Source organism: Streptomyces sp. NPDC104313, from assembly GCF_055583985.1.
The window spans coordinates 165,718-179,560 of record NZ_JBVJMW010000009.1 but is presented as its reverse complement, the minus strand read 5'-3'; the positions used below and the strand labels follow the sequence as shown (position 1 = coordinate 179,560).

The window sequence follows — 13,843 nt, the reverse complement described above, 5'->3', positions numbered from 1 at the left end:
TCCTCCGCACGCACCCGGCCGGCGCGGATCACGCGTGCCAGGGGGCACGTTCCACGTCGGCCGGTTGCGCGGACGGCCTTCTCGGTCACCTACAGGAGCGCCGCGAGGGGAACGTCACAGGCGGTTCGGACGCCGGGCAGCGGGGCGTACGGGAGCAGGCCCGCGGGCTGCGGCGCCTGGGCGTAGCGGGTGAACCAGACCACTTTGCCGTCCGTGGTCCGGCAGGTGCCCCAGCTGTCGCTCAGGGCCATGACCCGGCTCAGCCCGCCGCCGGCCGGCAGCAACCGGGGCATCCGGGCGCTGTTGTCCGCGACGGACACGGTCACGTGCCGCCCGGTCCAGCGGAGTTCGAGGACGCAGGCGTTGCCGTCGCCGACATGCCGGTGGACGTTGGTCAGGAGCTCGTCCAGGGCCCGGCACACCGGCCGGACGTGCAGATCGAGACTCCAGTGACGAAGGTGAGCGGCGACGATCCGCCGCACCTGGGGAACGCGCTCTGCCGACACCTGCGGTTCGACCGCGTAGTACCGGTCGAGTGGAACGGTCATCGTCGAGGCTCCTCACCACGAGGCCCACGTGTTTCACCCCGTCGTACTTCACCCCGTCGTACGAACAACCCCCGAACACGAAGCGTGAGCGCTGATCACTACTGGGTCACTCATCAGGGTGCGCCGCGTAGGCCGGACGCGCAACACATGGGTCGTCCGTGCCGGCGGGGAGGCGGTGTCCGGTCAGAGCAGGTAGGGCAGCAAGGTGTCCGGGGTGAGGGGCAGTTCGCGCAGCCGGGCGCCGGTGGCGTGGCGGACCGCGTTACCGATGGCGGCGGCCGTGCCGACGATCCCGATCTCGCCGACGCCCTTGCTGCCCATCGGGTTGAGGTGGCGGTCGTCCTCCTCGATCCAGTGCGCCTGGATGTCGGCCGTGTCGGCGCAGACGGGCACATGGTAGGAGGCGAGGTCCTTGGCCGTGAAGTCACCGAAGACCGGGTCGATGCCGCAACCCTCGGTGAGGGCCATGCCGATGCCCATCACCATGCCGCCGGTGAACTGGGAGCGCGCGGTGCGCGCGTTGAGGATCCGCCCGGCGGCGTACACACCGAGCAGCCGGCGTACGCGCACCTCGCCCGTGACGGCGTCGACGGCCGTTTCGGCGAAGTGCGCGCCGAAGGCGTGCCGGGCGTACGGGGACTCCTCGCCGGTCTCCTGTTCGGTGTCGACGGTGGTGGTGATCCCGTCGTCGGGCAGCGGGCCGGAGTGGTCCGCGAGACGGGCGGCGAGGCTGGTGGCCGCCTTGTGCACGGCCCAGCCCCAGGAGGCGGTGCCGGAGGAGCCGCCGGCCAGCGGGGCGGCGGGCAGGTCGGTGCTGCCGATGTCGACGCCTACGGCCTCCGGGGCGACACCGAACGCGTCGGCGGCGATCTGGGCCAGGACGGTACGGGCCCCGGTGCCGATGTCGGTGGCGTTGACGGCGATGCGCAGGGCGCCGTCCCGCGCGGCGTGGGCCCTCGCGGTGGACCGGGAGACGAGGACGGGGTACGTGGCCGAGGCCACGCCCGTACCCATGAGCCAGCGGCCCTCCTGGCGGGCGGCGGGCCGGGGGTCGCGGTCGTGCCAGCCGAACCGGGCGGCACCGTCGCGCAGGCAGGCTGCGAGGCCCCGGCTGCTGAAGGGGCGGCCGCTGTCCGGTTCGGTCTCCGGTTCATTGCGCAGCCGCAGCTCCACGGGGTCCAGGCCGAGCGCGGAGGCCAGCTCGTCCATGGCGGACTCCAGGGCGTACATCCCCGACGCCTCTCCCGGGGCGCGCATCCAGGAGGGGCTGGGGACGTCGAGGGCTGTCACCCGGTGCGCGGTCCGGCTGTGCGGCGAGGCGTACATGACGCGGGCGGGCACGGCGGCCTGCTCGACGAACTCCTTCACGGTGGAGGTCTGGGTGACGACCTCGTGGCTGACGGCGGTGAGCACCCCGTCCAGGTCCGCGCCGAGCCGGACCCGCTGGATCGTGGGGGCCCGGTGGCCGACGACCTCCGCCAACTGGGGCCGGGGGAACACCAGCTTCACCGGACGCCCCGTGTGCCGGGCGGCCATCGCCGCCAGGATCGCCTGGGGGCGGGTGGTGCCCTTCGAGCCGAAGCCGCCGCCCACGTGCTCGGAGACCACGGTGATCCGGTCCGCCTCCAGGCCGAGCGCCTGGGCCAGGCTCTCGCGGACCTTGGTGGAGCCCTGGCTGGAGTCGTGGACGGTGAGGTGTCCGTCGGCCCACACGGCGGTGGCGGCGTGCGGTTCCATGGGGTGGTTGTGCAGCGCGACCGTCCGGTAGGTCGCGTCGATCTGGACGCGCGCCCCGGCCAGGGCACGTTCCACGTCGCCGCGCACCCGGACGGCGGGCTGCCCGCCGTTGGCCTCCTCGGGCGTGTAGAGGCCGGGGTGGTCGTCGGTGAGGGTCACATCGTGCTCGTCGCGTGCGTACTCGACGTGGAGTTCCCCGGCTCCTGTCCGGGCGGCCTCCAGGGACTTTGCGATCACGACCGCGATCGGCCAGCCGTGGTGCGGGACCCGGTCGTCCTGGAGCACGGCGAGGATCGGGTCGTCGGGCTCGTGGAGTTCGGGCGCGTTGTCGTGGGTGAGGACGGTGTGGACGCCGGGTACGGCGAGGGCGTCGACGGCCCGTACGGCGGTGACGCGCCCCGCCGCGACGGTGGCCGGGACGGTCCAGGCGTACAGACAGCCGTCGGGCACGTGGTCGGCCGCGTAGCGGGCGCTACCGGTGACCTTGTCCCGGGCCTCTCTGCGGACGACGGGCGCACCGGGGAACTTCGGGGCTCGGGTGGTCATGGCGGCGGATCCTCGGGGGTCGGTGGTGCGGGAGGGCGGACGCGGACAGGCGTCAGGCGAACAGGCGCGGGCCGGGCAGTACGCCGGCCCTTGCCGTTCAGCGGGGTCAGCCGGTCCGCGCGGGCTGCCGGGCGGTGAGTTCGCCGAGCACGTCCAGGGCGAGCCGACGGGCAAGGTCCACCTTGAACGCGTTGTCGCGCAGCGGCCGCGCCTCGGCCAGTTCGGCGATCAGGGCGTGCTGGAACACGGCGGGCGTGGCCGGAGCGCCGCGCAGCTCGGCCTCGGCCCTGCGGGCCCGCCACGGCCGGTGGGCGACACCGCCGAACGCTAGCGTGGCGTGCTCCACCCGGCCGGCGGCCACCCGGAGAGTAGCGGCGACGGAGACGAGCGCGAAGGCGAAACTGGCGCGGTCGCGGGCCTTTCGGTAGCGGGAGGCCGCCCCGGGCGCCGGCGGCGGGAGCACCACCTCGGTGATCAGCTCGCCGGGCCTGATCACCGTGTCCTGGTCGGGGTTCTGCCCCGGCAGGCGGTGGAACTCGAGGAGGGGGACGGCCCGTTCGCCCTCGGGCCCCAGGAGCGTCACGGTCGCGTCGAGCGCGGCGAGCGCCACCGCCATGTCGGACGGATGGGTGGCCACGCACTCCGGCGAGTGCCCCAGGATCGCCAGGTCGCGGTGGGTCCCTTCGCGTGCGGGGCAGCCGGAGCCGGGGAGCCGCTTGTTGCAGGGCTTGGAGATGTCCTGGAAGTAGCGGCACCGGGTGCGCTGGAGCAGGTTGCCGCCGGTGGTGGCGGAGTTGCGGAGCTGGCCGGAGGCCCCGGCCAGCAGCGCCTGGGACAGCACGGGGTAGCTCTCCGTCACCTCGGGGTGGGCGGCGAGGTCGCTGTTGCGCACGGTGGCGCCGACACTCAGGCCGCCGTCGGCCGTCCGGGTCACCCGGTCCAGCGGCAGCCCGGCGACGTCGATCAGGACCCGGGGCGCCTCGACGCCGAGTTTCATCAGGTCCACCAGATTGGTGCCGCCGCCCAGGAATCGGGCGCCGGGACCGGCCGCGCAGAGCCGGACGGCCTCGTCGGTGGAGGAGGGGCGCACATAACCGAACGGCTTCACTCGATCACGTCCTCAATGGCTTCGACGATCCGGGGGTAGGCCCCGCACCGGCACAGGTTGCCGCTCATCCGCTCCCGGATCTCGTCGGCGTCGAGTGCGGCCGGTCGGACGACGGGGCCCTCCGGTCCGGTGGCGACGACGTCCGGTCGGGTGGCGTGCGAGGGGTGGCCGTCGGCGGCCTCACGGAGCATGCCCACGGCCGAGCAGATCTGGCCCGGGGTACAGAAGCCGCATTGGAGGGCGTCCCGCTCGACGAACGCCCGCTGCACCGGGTGCAGGTTCTCGCCGTCGGCGAGCCCTTCCACGGTGATGATCGTGGCACCGTCCTGGGCGACGGCGAGCAGCAGGCAGCTGTTGACCCGCCGCCCGTCGACGAGGACCGTGCAGGCCCCGCACTGGCCGTGATCGCAGCCCTTCTTGGCCCCGGTGAGGCCGAAGCTCTCCCGCAGCGTCTCCAGGACCGTGGTGCGGTGGTCGACCGTCAGCGTCGTCGGTTCACCGTTGACGTGCAGGGTCACGGAGGAGTGTTCGTCGAGCACCGGTTCCGGTGCGAGGCCGGCTTCCGGAGCGAGGGAATCCATACGCGCCTTTCGCTTCGCCACGGGGCGGGGTCACCCCGGTCGTTCTCTCGTTCGGGCCGTCAGCGGCTCTCCAGCCGCAGCCTGACCTCTTCTTCCTGGTCCCCGGCGGCCGTGCCGACGACGCTCACCGTGAAGGCACCGGTGAGGTGGGCACGCAGCCGGTCGACGGCCCAGTAGCCGCCCTGGGCTTCCACCGTGACCGGTGCGGTGAGGCGGGCGGGGGTGGCGGCCACCCTCGGTTCGGACACGTCGACGGTGGTGACCCAGACGGTCGGGCGAGGGCCCGCGGACGACGTGGGCGTCTCGCCCATCGGGTGGTCGGATGCGAAGGCGGTGGCGAGCACGTCGAACACGGTCCGCGCGTCCTGGGTGTCGCAGCGGCTGAGCGAGACCACCACCTCCCGGCCCGCCGGGTGATCCTCGCCGCTCTGCTCGGGGGTGCTGTTCACCGTGGTTCCTTCCGCTGGGGTGCCGGCCTTCGGGACCACTCCAGGCTGACCCCGCATCCGGCCGACGGCGACACGGGAAGCGCCCGAAAGAGAACTGGAGCTCCCCGGGAGCGGTCAGGAGGGCGGTCCTCGACCACCGCCAAACGTGTTTCCTATGAGATACCCATAAAACATGAATTGGTGTGAATAGCTGACTGATGCCCTTCTCTCGGGGTATGCGCACTCCATGGATGTTCTGAATGCAGTCAATGCGGTCGAGATGTCCGCCGAGGTCCCGCACGCGGCGAGTGCGGGGGCCCTCGGGGTCGTCCTGCCCATCGTGGCGCTGGCCGTCGTCGCCGTACTGATCGGCGGCTTCATCCTCAGCAAGCGCAAGCACGACGCCGAGCCGCCGCCGCCCCAGCCCCATGAGCAGCCTCAGAAGCCGGAAGGGCGCACCCACGTCGAGCAGCACGACCCCCACGCCTCCGACCAGTTCCCCGCGGACGGCCATGCCCTGTCCCCGTACGAGCTGAAGGACCACGGCAACGGTCCGCTGCCGCCCGACGAGGAGCGGCCGCGCGGCTGACGGCCCGCCCCGCGGGGCGGGCCGTCAGCCGGGTCGGCTCTCCGCGCTCAGACCGTTCTGGTGGCCGCTCGTGCGTGCCGGGCTGCGACCAGGGCCCGCGTTGCGGGACCGGGCGGGCCGGTCGAGGCTGGTTGCTGGACCGCGGCGGCCGGGCAGGGCGCCGCTCCCCGACGAAGGCAGTGGACCATGACCGGAAGCGATCCCCGTACGGCCTCGGCAGCACCGCTGACGGGACCGGCCGCGCCGTGCTGGGTCACTCTCATGACCCGGAGCCTGGAGACCGCCGAACGGTTCTACGCGCAGGTCCTGGGCTGGTCGTTCCGCCCCGGGCGGCTGGGCGCGGACTACACGGTGGCCTATCGCGGCGAGGTGCCGGTCGCCGGCGTGTTCGCCGTCTCCTCGGCGTACCAGGTCGCGGTGGCCTGGACGCCGTACTTCGCGGTGGAGGACGCGGACGTGGCCGCCGCCCGGGTCCGCGAACGCAGCGGGACCGTGGCGGTGGGGCCGTTGACGCTCGGCAAGGGTCGCGGGGTGCTGGCGTCGGACCGGGACGGGGCGTCCTTCGGTCTCTGGGAGCGCACCGAAGCCTCCGCCTCGCCGCCGGCCCCGGCCGACCACGCGCACGCCTGGCTGCGGCTGCGGACCCGTAGCGCCTTCGACGCGGCGATCTTCTACGGCGAGGTGCTCGACTGGGCGAGCGGGCGGCCGGGGGCTTGCGATGTCGCGTACGAGGGCGACGAGGTCATCGTGCGGTGCGAGGGGCATCCGCTGGCCCGGATCAGCTCCGGGGCCGTGGAGGCGGCCGTCGACCCGGTGGTGCGCCCGCACTGGCAGGTCCAGTTCCCGGTGGCGGACCTCGCAGCGACGGTGTCCGCGGCCGGGCGGCACGGCGGCGCCCTCGTCGAGGAGCGCACCGGCTTCGGTGGCACCGAGGTCACCCTGCGGGATCCGGACGGCGCACTGTTCGCGGTGACCGATGTGCGCGGCCCGGCCTGACACGCTTCGGTTGGCGTCCACGCTTCGGTCGGCATCGCTCCCCCGGTCGGACGACTCGTCCCGGTCCCCGTCCTCTCCCTAATCGTCGGTCTCCCGCCGACCGGAGCGCCCCGGGCCAGGGCCCCCTGCACAGGTCCCCACGGTCACGGGCGTAACCCCGTGGACCGATGTGCGCGGCCCGCCTATGATCACGGCAGGGCATCGCGCGTCGGTCACCGGCCGGGTGAGGCGTGGAGGTAGCCCGTGAGATGCCCGTTGGAGGCATTCCACCGTGTCAGTCGAGTTGAACCACACCATCGTCCATTGCCGGGACAACCGCGAGTCCGCCGCATTCCTGGCGGATCTGCTGGGCCTGACGGTCGGAGAGGAGTGGGGTCCGTTCCTTCCGGTCGTCCTCGCGAACAGCATCACGCTGGATTTCGCGACGATTCCCGCCGCTTCGATCACCCCGCAGCACTACGCCTTCCTCATTTCGGAGGCGGAGTTCGACACCGCGTTCGGGAAGATCCAGGCTCTGGGGATCGACTATTTCGCCGATCCCCATCAGAAGATTCCCGGCGAGATCAGCCACAACGACGGCGGACGGGGCGTGTACTTCCCCGATCCGAGCGGTCATGGCATGGAGCTGATCACCCGCCCGTACGGCGGCTGATCATCTCCTGAAGCGCCCCGTCCCGGAGCCCGGCCGCGCACTGCGGCCGGGCTCCGGTCGTCTCCGGCAGGGCGCGCCTCAGCCGATGCGGAGCAGGAGTTCGGGCCGGTCCCACATCACCGCCGGCGGGTCGGCCCGCACCGTGCCGACGGGTTCGGCGCCGATGCTCCGGTAGAAGCCCTCGGCCGGCGGGTGGGAAACGATCCGGACGCCCGTGAGCCCGGCGCTCCGGGCCTCCCCGCGCAGATGGTCGGCGAGCAGTCGGCCGATGCCGAGCCCCTGGGCCGAGTCGGCGACGAACATCAGGTCCAGTTCCGGCGGATCGAGGAGCAGCGCGTAGAAGCCGAGGATCCGGCCCGTACCGCCGTCCTCGGCGACGAAGACCCGGTGCGCCTCGATGTAGTCCGGCCCGACCCGGTAGCCCTCGACCATCGGCGCGTACGGGCCCTCGTAGGCGCCCGATGTACGGACCAGCCGGGTCAGCCGGCCTGCCTCGCCCGCCGCGGCCCGGCGGACCGTCACCTCGGCACGCTGTGCGCCGCGCCCGCGCCGCCGCCCTGCCCTGCCCGATCCCATACGGCGAGTATGCGGCACCGTGGTGGCGGCTTCAGGCCGGGCGGCGTCCCTCTCGCCGGACGCGGACGGTCCCGTCCACGTCGAAGGGGATCAGCCGCGACGGCGGGCCCTCGGGAGGCATGCGGATCGCCCGCTCGATCTTCTCGTTCACCTCATTGCAGGATGCGCCGCACCTCGGCCTCGGTGCGGGCCGCGGACACCGCTCGGGGACCTCTTCCGCCTCCTGTTACGGTCGCTTCCGTCGCCCTGGCGGTTCAGCCGCGGATCACCAGGCCGTCGCGCAGCCGCTCCAGTGCGGCGTCGGGGACGCGCAGCCCGTTGCGCACGTAGCCGTCGAGTCCGCCCCAGCGCTCGTCCATGGCGTCGAGCGCCACGTCCAGGTAGCGGGGGCGGACCTCGATGACCGCCGCGGCGACGGCGGGGTCTCCGCCACCGTCCAGGAACTTCGCCACGTACGGCGCGAAGGCGGCCCGAACAGCGGGATTGACCGCGAGGAAATCCGACCGCACCGTCGAGCGAGCCGCCCCCAGGAGCATCAGCAGGACGGCTGCCGCCCAGCCGGTACGGTCCTTGCCCGCCGTGCAGTGGAAGAGCACCGGCCGCGCTCCGGGGTCGGCAGCGGTCTCCAGGAAGGCCCGGTAGGCGGCTGCGGCGCCCGGCGAGAGGACCATCTTCCGGTAGGTCTCGGCGAACAGTTCCTCGGCCCGGCCGCCCCCCAGCGTCCGTTCCGCCGCCAGCGGGTCGGCGAGCAGGGACCGCAGCCGGGCGGGCGCCACACCCGGGTGGTCGCCCAGCACATCGGCGACGAAGAGCCTGGCCCGGTCGGGCAGCCGGTCCGGGGCCCACTGACGCTCATCGGCGGTGCGCAGGTCCACGACGGTGCGGATGCCGAGCGCGGAAACCGCCCGGTCGCTCGCCGGGTCGAGCTCGCTCAGCTGACCCGAGCGGAACAGGACGCCTTGCCGCACCCGGCGGTCTCGGCCCAGGGCGATGCCGCCCAGGTCGCGCAGATTGACAACGGTGGCGGCCGGAACGGTCCGGGCGGTCTGCACGATGAACTGCCTCCTTCCCCGATGAATGCCAGGAATCCCACATATCAGGATCAACGTCGTGTGCAGTAAGAAAAGCACCACCGGAGAACGTCGGGCGGCACCCCGGGGCGTCGGCGGACATCAGTCCGACAGGAGCTTCGTCTTCTGCTCCACGAATTCGGCGTCGGTAAGGACGTCCCGCCTCCACAGTTCGGCGAGCCGCTCCAGCCGGGTGATGATGTCGTCCCCAGCGGCATCCTCCCCGCCGGACCCACCGGACCCACCGGTTCCGCCCGTCCCACCGGCTCCGAGGCGCTCGTGCGCGACGAACGTGCCGCCGACCTCGCGGGCCGCGCGGGCGAGCCGCGTGGTCCACAGGTCCTCCCGGACGACGATCGCCACGACGTCGCCCGCCGGTACTCCCCGGTCGAGCCTTTCGACGTCCTCCGCACCCAGCACCGCCGCCGCCCCACCTTCAGCCGTATCGGCCGGAACCACTCCTTCGGGGTCCAGCTCGCGCAGTTCCACCGGGGCCGGCACGCCGCCCTCGGACCTGCGGACGAAGGCCAGGTCCCCGACGCGTACGGCTCCGGACGACACGGCGTCGGCGAGCGCGGGGGCGACCGACCCGGCGAAGCGACTGCCGGGGAAGGCGATGACGAGGTACTCCACAGGTCCGACGGCCACGGTCGCGTCCTCTCCGCATCCCGGCGGCCACAGGGGCACCGGGGGTGGATACGGCATTCCAGGGATGGCATAAAGAATCAGGAAACTTCGCACATAATATGCACTACTGTCCCGATTCATACCTATATCGAGAACCGTCGTGTTGCCACTGCCCGTCCATCGCGCCGACTATGCGACTGTATGTAACGGATCACGTACATGCCCGAGAGGGCAAGGTCACAGCATGTGCCCCTGCTGCTGCTTCGGCGCGCTGGCCTAGCATCTGAGCATGACGGTCCAGCCTGCTGACGGGCTCTCTCCAGCCACCGCGTTCCCCGACCCCTCCCATGACCAGTGGCAGAGCCTCGTCGAAGGCGTACTGCGCAAGTCGGGCAAGGAAGTCTCGGGCTCGGCCGCCGAGGAAGCACTGTCCACCACACTGGAGGACGGGCTCACCACCCGCCCCCTCTACACCGCACAAGACCAGTCGCCGGACCCTGGATTTCCCGGCTTCACCCCCTTCACCCGGGGCAGCAGGACCGAGGGGAACACGGCAGGCGGCTGGGACGTGCGTCAACGCCACACCCTGACCGACCCCGCCCGGCTGGGCGAGGCGGTGCTCGGCGATCTGGAGAACGGCGTCACCTCCCTCTGGCTCACCGTGGGCGGACCGGCGGGCGTCCCCGTCGACGGGCTCGCCCGGGCGCTGGAAGGCGTGTATCTCGACCTCGCGCCCCTCGCCCTCGACGCCCCGGCCGACCTGGACGCCGCCGCGACGGAGCTGCTGCGGCTCTACGCGGAACGCGGCGTCGCCAAGGGTGAGGCGCGCGGCACACTGGGCGCCGACCCGCTCGGCCACGAGGCCCGGACGGGCGTCGAGGCGGACCTCACCGCCGCCGTGCGCTGGGCGCGGGTGTGCGACGCGGAGTACCCGGGACTCCGCGCCATCGCCGTGGACGCGCTCCCGTACCACGAGGCGGGCGGTTCGGCCGGCGAGGAGCTGGGGCTCTCCCTGGCCTCCGGCGTCGCCTATCTGCGGGCCCTGACCGGTGCCGGGATGAGCGTGGAAGCGGCCTGCGGGCAGTTGGAGTTCCGCTACGCCGCCACCGCCGACCAGTTTCTGACCATCGCCAAGCTGCGCGCGGCACGCCGGCTGTGGGCGCGGGTCGCGGAGGCTTCCGGAGCCCCCGCCGCCGGATCCCAGCGGCAGCACGCCGTCAGCTCGCCGGTGATGATGACGCGCCGCGACCCGTGGGTGAACATACTGCGCACCACGCTGGCCACGCTGGGCGCGGGGGTGGGCGGCGCGGACTCCGTGACCGTGCTGCCGTTCGATCACGCGCTGGGCCTGCCCGACGCGTTCGCGCGGCGGATCGCCCGAAACACCTCGACGATCCTCATGGAGGAGTCGCACCTGGCACGGGTCATCGACCCGGCGGGCGGATCCTGGTACGTGGAGCGACTGACCGACGAACTCGCCACGGCCGCCTGGGCGTTCTTCCAGGAGACCGAGCGTGCGGGCGGCCTGCCCGCCACCCTGCGCTCCGGGACGGTCGCGGAGCGGCTCGCCACCACCTGGGCCACGCGCAGTGCGAGGCTGGCCCGTCGCAAGGAGCCGATCACCGGGGTGAGCGAGTTCCCGCAGCCGGGCGAGCGCCCGGTGGAGCGCGAGCCCGCGCCCGACGCGTACGCCGGGGCTCCGGGCGGTCTGCCCCGGGTCCGGCGGGACGAGGCGTTCGAGGCGCTGCGCGCCCGGTCGGACGCGCACCTCGCGGTGACCGGGAGCCGCCCGAAGGTGTTCATCGCCGCGCTCGGTCCGGCCGCCGCGCACACCGCGCGGGTCTCCTTCGCCGTCAACCTCTTCGGGGCGGGCGGGATCGAGGCGGTGCACGATCCGGTCTCGGTGGACGCGGACACCGCCGCCGGCGCGTTGACCGCCTCCGGTGCGACAGTCGCCGTCCTGTGCTCGTCGGACGCGCTGTACGCCGAGCAGGCGGATCAGGTGGCCGGTCCACTGAAGTCGGCGGGAGCGGCGCGGGTGTTCCTCGCCGGCCGGCCCGGCGAGTACGCCGGGGTCGACGCGTACATCTTCGCGGGCTGCGACGCGGTCGCCGTTCTCACCTCCGTACTCGACCGCATGGGAGTGGCGTGATGACGACTTCGCCCACGGAACACAGACCCTCCGTTCCCGACTTCTCCGACGTGCCGCTCACGTCCGCCGCGCCGCCCGCCGGTTCCGACGGGGAGTGGCAGGCGGCCGTGACCAAGGCGGCCGACGGCACCGAGGCCCCGCTCTGGGAGACGCCCGAGGGCATCACGGTCAAGCCGCTCTACACCGGTGAGGACCTGGAGGGCCTGGACGCGCTGCACTCGTATCCGGGAATCGCCCCGTATCTGCGCGGGCCCTACCCGACGATGTACGTCAACCAGCCCTGGACGATCCGTCAGTACGCCGGGTTCTCCACGGCGGAGGAGTCCAACGCCTTCTACCGGCGCAACCTCGCGGCCGGACAGAAGGGCCTCTCCGTCGCCTTCGACCTGCCCACCCACCGGGGCTACGACAGCGACCACCCCCGAGTCACCGGCGACGTCGGCATGGCGGGCGTGGCGATCGACTCCATCTATGACATGCGCCAGCTCTTCGACGGCATTCCGCTGGACCGGATGTCGGTGTCGATGACGATGAACGGCGCGGTGCTTCCGGTGCTGGCGCTGTACATCGTGGCCGCCGAGGAACAGGGCGTACCGCCCGAGAAGCTGGCCGGGACCATTCAGAACGACATTCTGAAGGAGTTCATGGTCCGCAACACCTATATCTATCCGCCGTCGCCCTCGATGCGGATCATCTCCGACATCTTCGCGTACACCTCGCGGAAGATGCCGCGCTACAACTCCATCTCGATCTCCGGCTATCACATCCAGGAGGCCGGGGCGACGGCCGATCTGGAACTGGCGTACACGCTGGCCGACGGGGTGGAGTATCTGCGCGCCGGACGTGAAGCCGGTCTGGACGTCGACGCGTTCGCGCCGCGACTGTCGTTCTTCTGGGCGATCGGCATGAACTTCTTCATGGAAGTCGCGAAGTTGCGGGCGGCCCGGCTCCTGTGGGCGCGTCTGGTGCGGCAGTTCGATCCGAAGAACCCCAAGTCCCTTTCCCTGCGCACCCATTCGCAGACGTCCGGTTGGTCGCTGACCGCGCAGGACGTGTTCAACAACGTGACGCGTACGTGCGTGGAGGCGATGGCCGCGACGCAGGGGCACACCCAGTCGCTGCACACCAACGCGCTGGACGAGGCGCTGGCCCTGCCCACCGACTTCTCGGCGCGGATCGCCCGCAACACGCAACTCCTGCTCCAGCAGGAGTCCGGCACCTGCCGGGTCATCGACCCGTGGGGCGGCAGCGCCTACGTGGAGAAGCTGACCCGGGACCTGGCGGACCGGGCCTGGCAGCACATCGAGGAGGTCGAGGCGGCCGGCGGCATGGCGAAGGCCATCGACGCGGGCATTCCCAAGCTCCGGGTCGAGGAGGCCGCCGCGCGCACCCAGGCGCGGATCGACTCCGGGCGGCAGCCGGTGATCGGGGTGAACAAGTACCGGGTGGAGACCGACGAGAAGATCGACGTCCTCAAGGTCGACAACTCCTCGGTGCGCACCCAGCAGATCGAGAAGTTGCGCCGACTGCGCGAGGAACGCGACGAGGTGGCGTGCCAGGAGGCGCTGCGCGCGCTGACAGCCGCCGCCGAGCGCGCGCCGGGGCCGGGCCTGGAGGGCAACCTGCTGGCGCTGGCGGTCGAAGCGGCACGGGCGATGGCCACGGTCGGGGAGATCTCGGACGCGTTGGAGAAGGTGTACGGGCGGCACGCCGGGCAGATCCGTACGATCTCCGGTGTGTACCGCAAAGAGGCAGGAGAGTCCCCTTCGGTGGACCGCACCCGCGCACTGGTCGGGGCCTTCGAGAAGGCGGAGGGCCGCCGTCCGCGTATCCTGGTCGCCAAAATGGGGCAGGACGGGCACGACCGGGGCCAGAAGGTGATCGCCACGGCCTTCGCCGACCTGGGCTTCGACGTGGACGTCGGCCCGCTGTTCCAGACGCCCGGCGAGGTGGCGCGGCAGGCCGTCGAGGCCGATGTGCACATCGTGGGCGTCTCCTCGCTGGCGGCGGGGCATCTGACCCTGGTGCCCGCGCTGCGCGAGGAGTTGGCCGCCGAGGGGCGCGAGGACATCATGATCGTGGTGGGCGGGGTGATTCCGCCGCAGGACATCGAGGCACTGCACGAGGCGGGCGCGACCTCGGTCTTCCCGCCGGGTACGGTGATCCCGGACGCGGCCCAGGACCTGGTGACGCGGCTCGGCGCCGCGCTCGGCCACGAGCTGTGAGCCGCTGA

General features: G+C 72.3%; 13 protein-coding genes. 5 read left to right on the top strand and 8 right to left on the bottom strand.

The genetic code is table 11. The annotated features are described in order from the left end of the window. Positions 1-89: 89 nt before the first annotated feature. The 5 genes from ACZ60Q_RS22270 to ACZ60Q_RS22250 all read right to left on the bottom strand — a co-directional run bounded on the left by ACZ60Q_RS22270 (position 90) and on the right by ACZ60Q_RS22250 (position 4,969). Entirely contained in the window at positions 90-548 is a 459-nt protein-coding gene (locus ACZ60Q_RS22270; protein WP_469637228.1) for an ATP-binding protein, read from the bottom strand. Between the two features lie 183 nt (positions 549-731). Continuing rightward, positions 732-2,831: a xanthine dehydrogenase family protein molybdopterin-binding subunit gene (locus ACZ60Q_RS22265; RefSeq protein ID WP_469637225.1), complete on the bottom strand. Its 2,100-nt coding sequence runs from the start codon at positions 2,829-2,831 to the stop codon at positions 732-734. A gap of 106 nt (positions 2,832-2,937) precedes the next feature. Beyond that, positions 2,938-3,939, bottom strand: a complete 1,002-nt coding sequence (locus ACZ60Q_RS22260; RefSeq protein WP_469637222.1) for an FAD binding domain-containing protein — start codon at positions 3,937-3,939, stop codon at positions 2,938-2,940. Further along, positions 3,936-4,520: a 2Fe-2S iron-sulfur cluster-binding protein gene (locus ACZ60Q_RS22255; RefSeq protein ID WP_469637220.1), complete on the bottom strand. Its 585-nt coding sequence runs from the start codon at positions 4,518-4,520 to the stop codon at positions 3,936-3,938. The genes ACZ60Q_RS22260 and ACZ60Q_RS22255 overlap by 4 nt, the downstream gene beginning before the upstream one ends. Positions 4,521-4,579: 59 nt before the next feature. Beyond that, the gene (locus ACZ60Q_RS22250) at positions 4,580-4,969 is read right to left on the bottom strand and encodes a hypothetical protein (RefSeq protein ID WP_469637218.1); all 390 of its coding nucleotides are present in this window, start codon (positions 4,967-4,969) and stop codon (positions 4,580-4,582) included. A gap of 226 nt (positions 4,970-5,195) precedes the next feature. On the opposite strand from ACZ60Q_RS22250, the gene ACZ60Q_RS22245 reads away from it, so the two are divergent. The 3 genes from ACZ60Q_RS22245 (at position 5,196) to ACZ60Q_RS22235 (ending at position 7,185) form a co-directional block, all read left to right on the top strand. Further along, positions 5,196-5,537: a DUF6479 family protein gene (locus ACZ60Q_RS22245; RefSeq protein ID WP_469637215.1), complete on the top strand. Its 342-nt coding sequence runs from the start codon at positions 5,196-5,198 to the stop codon at positions 5,535-5,537. A gap of 186 nt (positions 5,538-5,723) precedes the next feature. Further along, positions 5,724-6,533: a VOC family protein gene (locus tag ACZ60Q_RS22240; protein ID WP_469637212.1), complete on the top strand. Its 810-nt coding sequence runs from the start codon at positions 5,724-5,726 to the stop codon at positions 6,531-6,533. A 271-nt stretch (positions 6,534-6,804) separates the two neighbouring features. Continuing rightward, positions 6,805-7,185: a VOC family protein gene (locus tag ACZ60Q_RS22235; protein ID WP_469637209.1), complete on the top strand. Its 381-nt coding sequence runs from the start codon at positions 6,805-6,807 to the stop codon at positions 7,183-7,185. 78 nt (positions 7,186-7,263) lie between these two features. Here the strand turns inward: ACZ60Q_RS22235 and ACZ60Q_RS22230 are convergent, their stop codons facing one another. From ACZ60Q_RS22230 to ACZ60Q_RS22220, 3 genes are all read right to left on the bottom strand, one after another. Further along, positions 7,264-7,761 (bottom strand): GNAT family N-acetyltransferase, encoded by a 498-nt coding sequence (locus ACZ60Q_RS22230; RefSeq protein WP_469637206.1) that lies wholly within the window; start codon positions 7,759-7,761, stop codon positions 7,264-7,266. Positions 7,762-8,015: 254 nt separating this feature from the next. Then, entirely contained in the window at positions 8,016-8,813 is a 798-nt protein-coding gene (locus ACZ60Q_RS22225; protein ID WP_469637204.1) for a tyrosine-protein phosphatase, read from the bottom strand. A 120-nt stretch (positions 8,814-8,933) separates the two neighbouring features. Continuing rightward, a complete protein-coding gene (locus ACZ60Q_RS22220; RefSeq protein WP_469637201.1) occupies positions 8,934-9,479 on the bottom strand; it encodes a DUF6325 family protein in 546 nt (181 codons plus the stop codon). Positions 9,480-9,747: 268 nt separating this feature from the next. Here ACZ60Q_RS22220 and ACZ60Q_RS22215 point away from each other — a divergent pair, with 268 nt between their 5' ends. Further along, positions 9,748-11,610 carry a methylmalonyl-CoA mutase family protein gene (locus tag ACZ60Q_RS22215; RefSeq protein ID WP_469637198.1) on the top strand — a complete coding sequence of 621 codons (1,863 nt, stop codon included), beginning with the start codon at positions 9,748-9,750 and terminating at the stop codon, positions 11,608-11,610. Next, entirely contained in the window at positions 11,610-13,835 is a 2,226-nt protein-coding gene (gene scpA, locus ACZ60Q_RS22210; protein WP_469637195.1) for a methylmalonyl-CoA mutase, read from the top strand. Before ACZ60Q_RS22215 ends, scpA begins: the two co-directional genes overlap by 1 nt. Positions 13,836-13,843 lie beyond the last annotated feature (8 nt).

Excerpts from the sequence above, each read along its gene's own strand:
- ACZ60Q_RS22245 (WP_469637215.1), top strand. The coding sequence starts at position 5,196 with ATGGATGTTCTGAATGCAGTCAATGCGGTCGAGATGTCCGCCGAGGTC.
- ACZ60Q_RS22265 (WP_469637225.1), bottom strand. The coding sequence starts at position 2,831 with ATGACCACCCGAGCCCCGAAGTTCCCCGGTGCGCCCGTCGTCCGCAGA.
- ACZ60Q_RS22230 (WP_469637206.1), bottom strand. The coding sequence starts at position 7,761 with ATGGGATCGGGCAGGGCAGGGCGGCGGCGCGGGCGCGGCGCACAGCGT.
- ACZ60Q_RS22240 (WP_469637212.1), top strand. The coding sequence starts at position 5,724 with ATGACCGGAAGCGATCCCCGTACGGCCTCGGCAGCACCGCTGACGGGA.
- ACZ60Q_RS22270 (WP_469637228.1), bottom strand. The coding sequence starts at position 548 with ATGACCGTTCCACTCGACCGGTACTACGCGGTCGAACCGCAGGTGTCG.
- ACZ60Q_RS22255 (WP_469637220.1), bottom strand. The coding sequence starts at position 4,520 with ATGGATTCCCTCGCTCCGGAAGCCGGCCTCGCACCGGAACCGGTGCTC.
- ACZ60Q_RS22215 (WP_469637198.1), top strand. The coding sequence starts at position 9,748 with ATGACGGTCCAGCCTGCTGACGGGCTCTCTCCAGCCACCGCGTTCCCC.
- scpA (WP_469637195.1), top strand. The coding sequence starts at position 11,610 with ATGACGACTTCGCCCACGGAACACAGACCCTCCGTTCCCGACTTCTCC.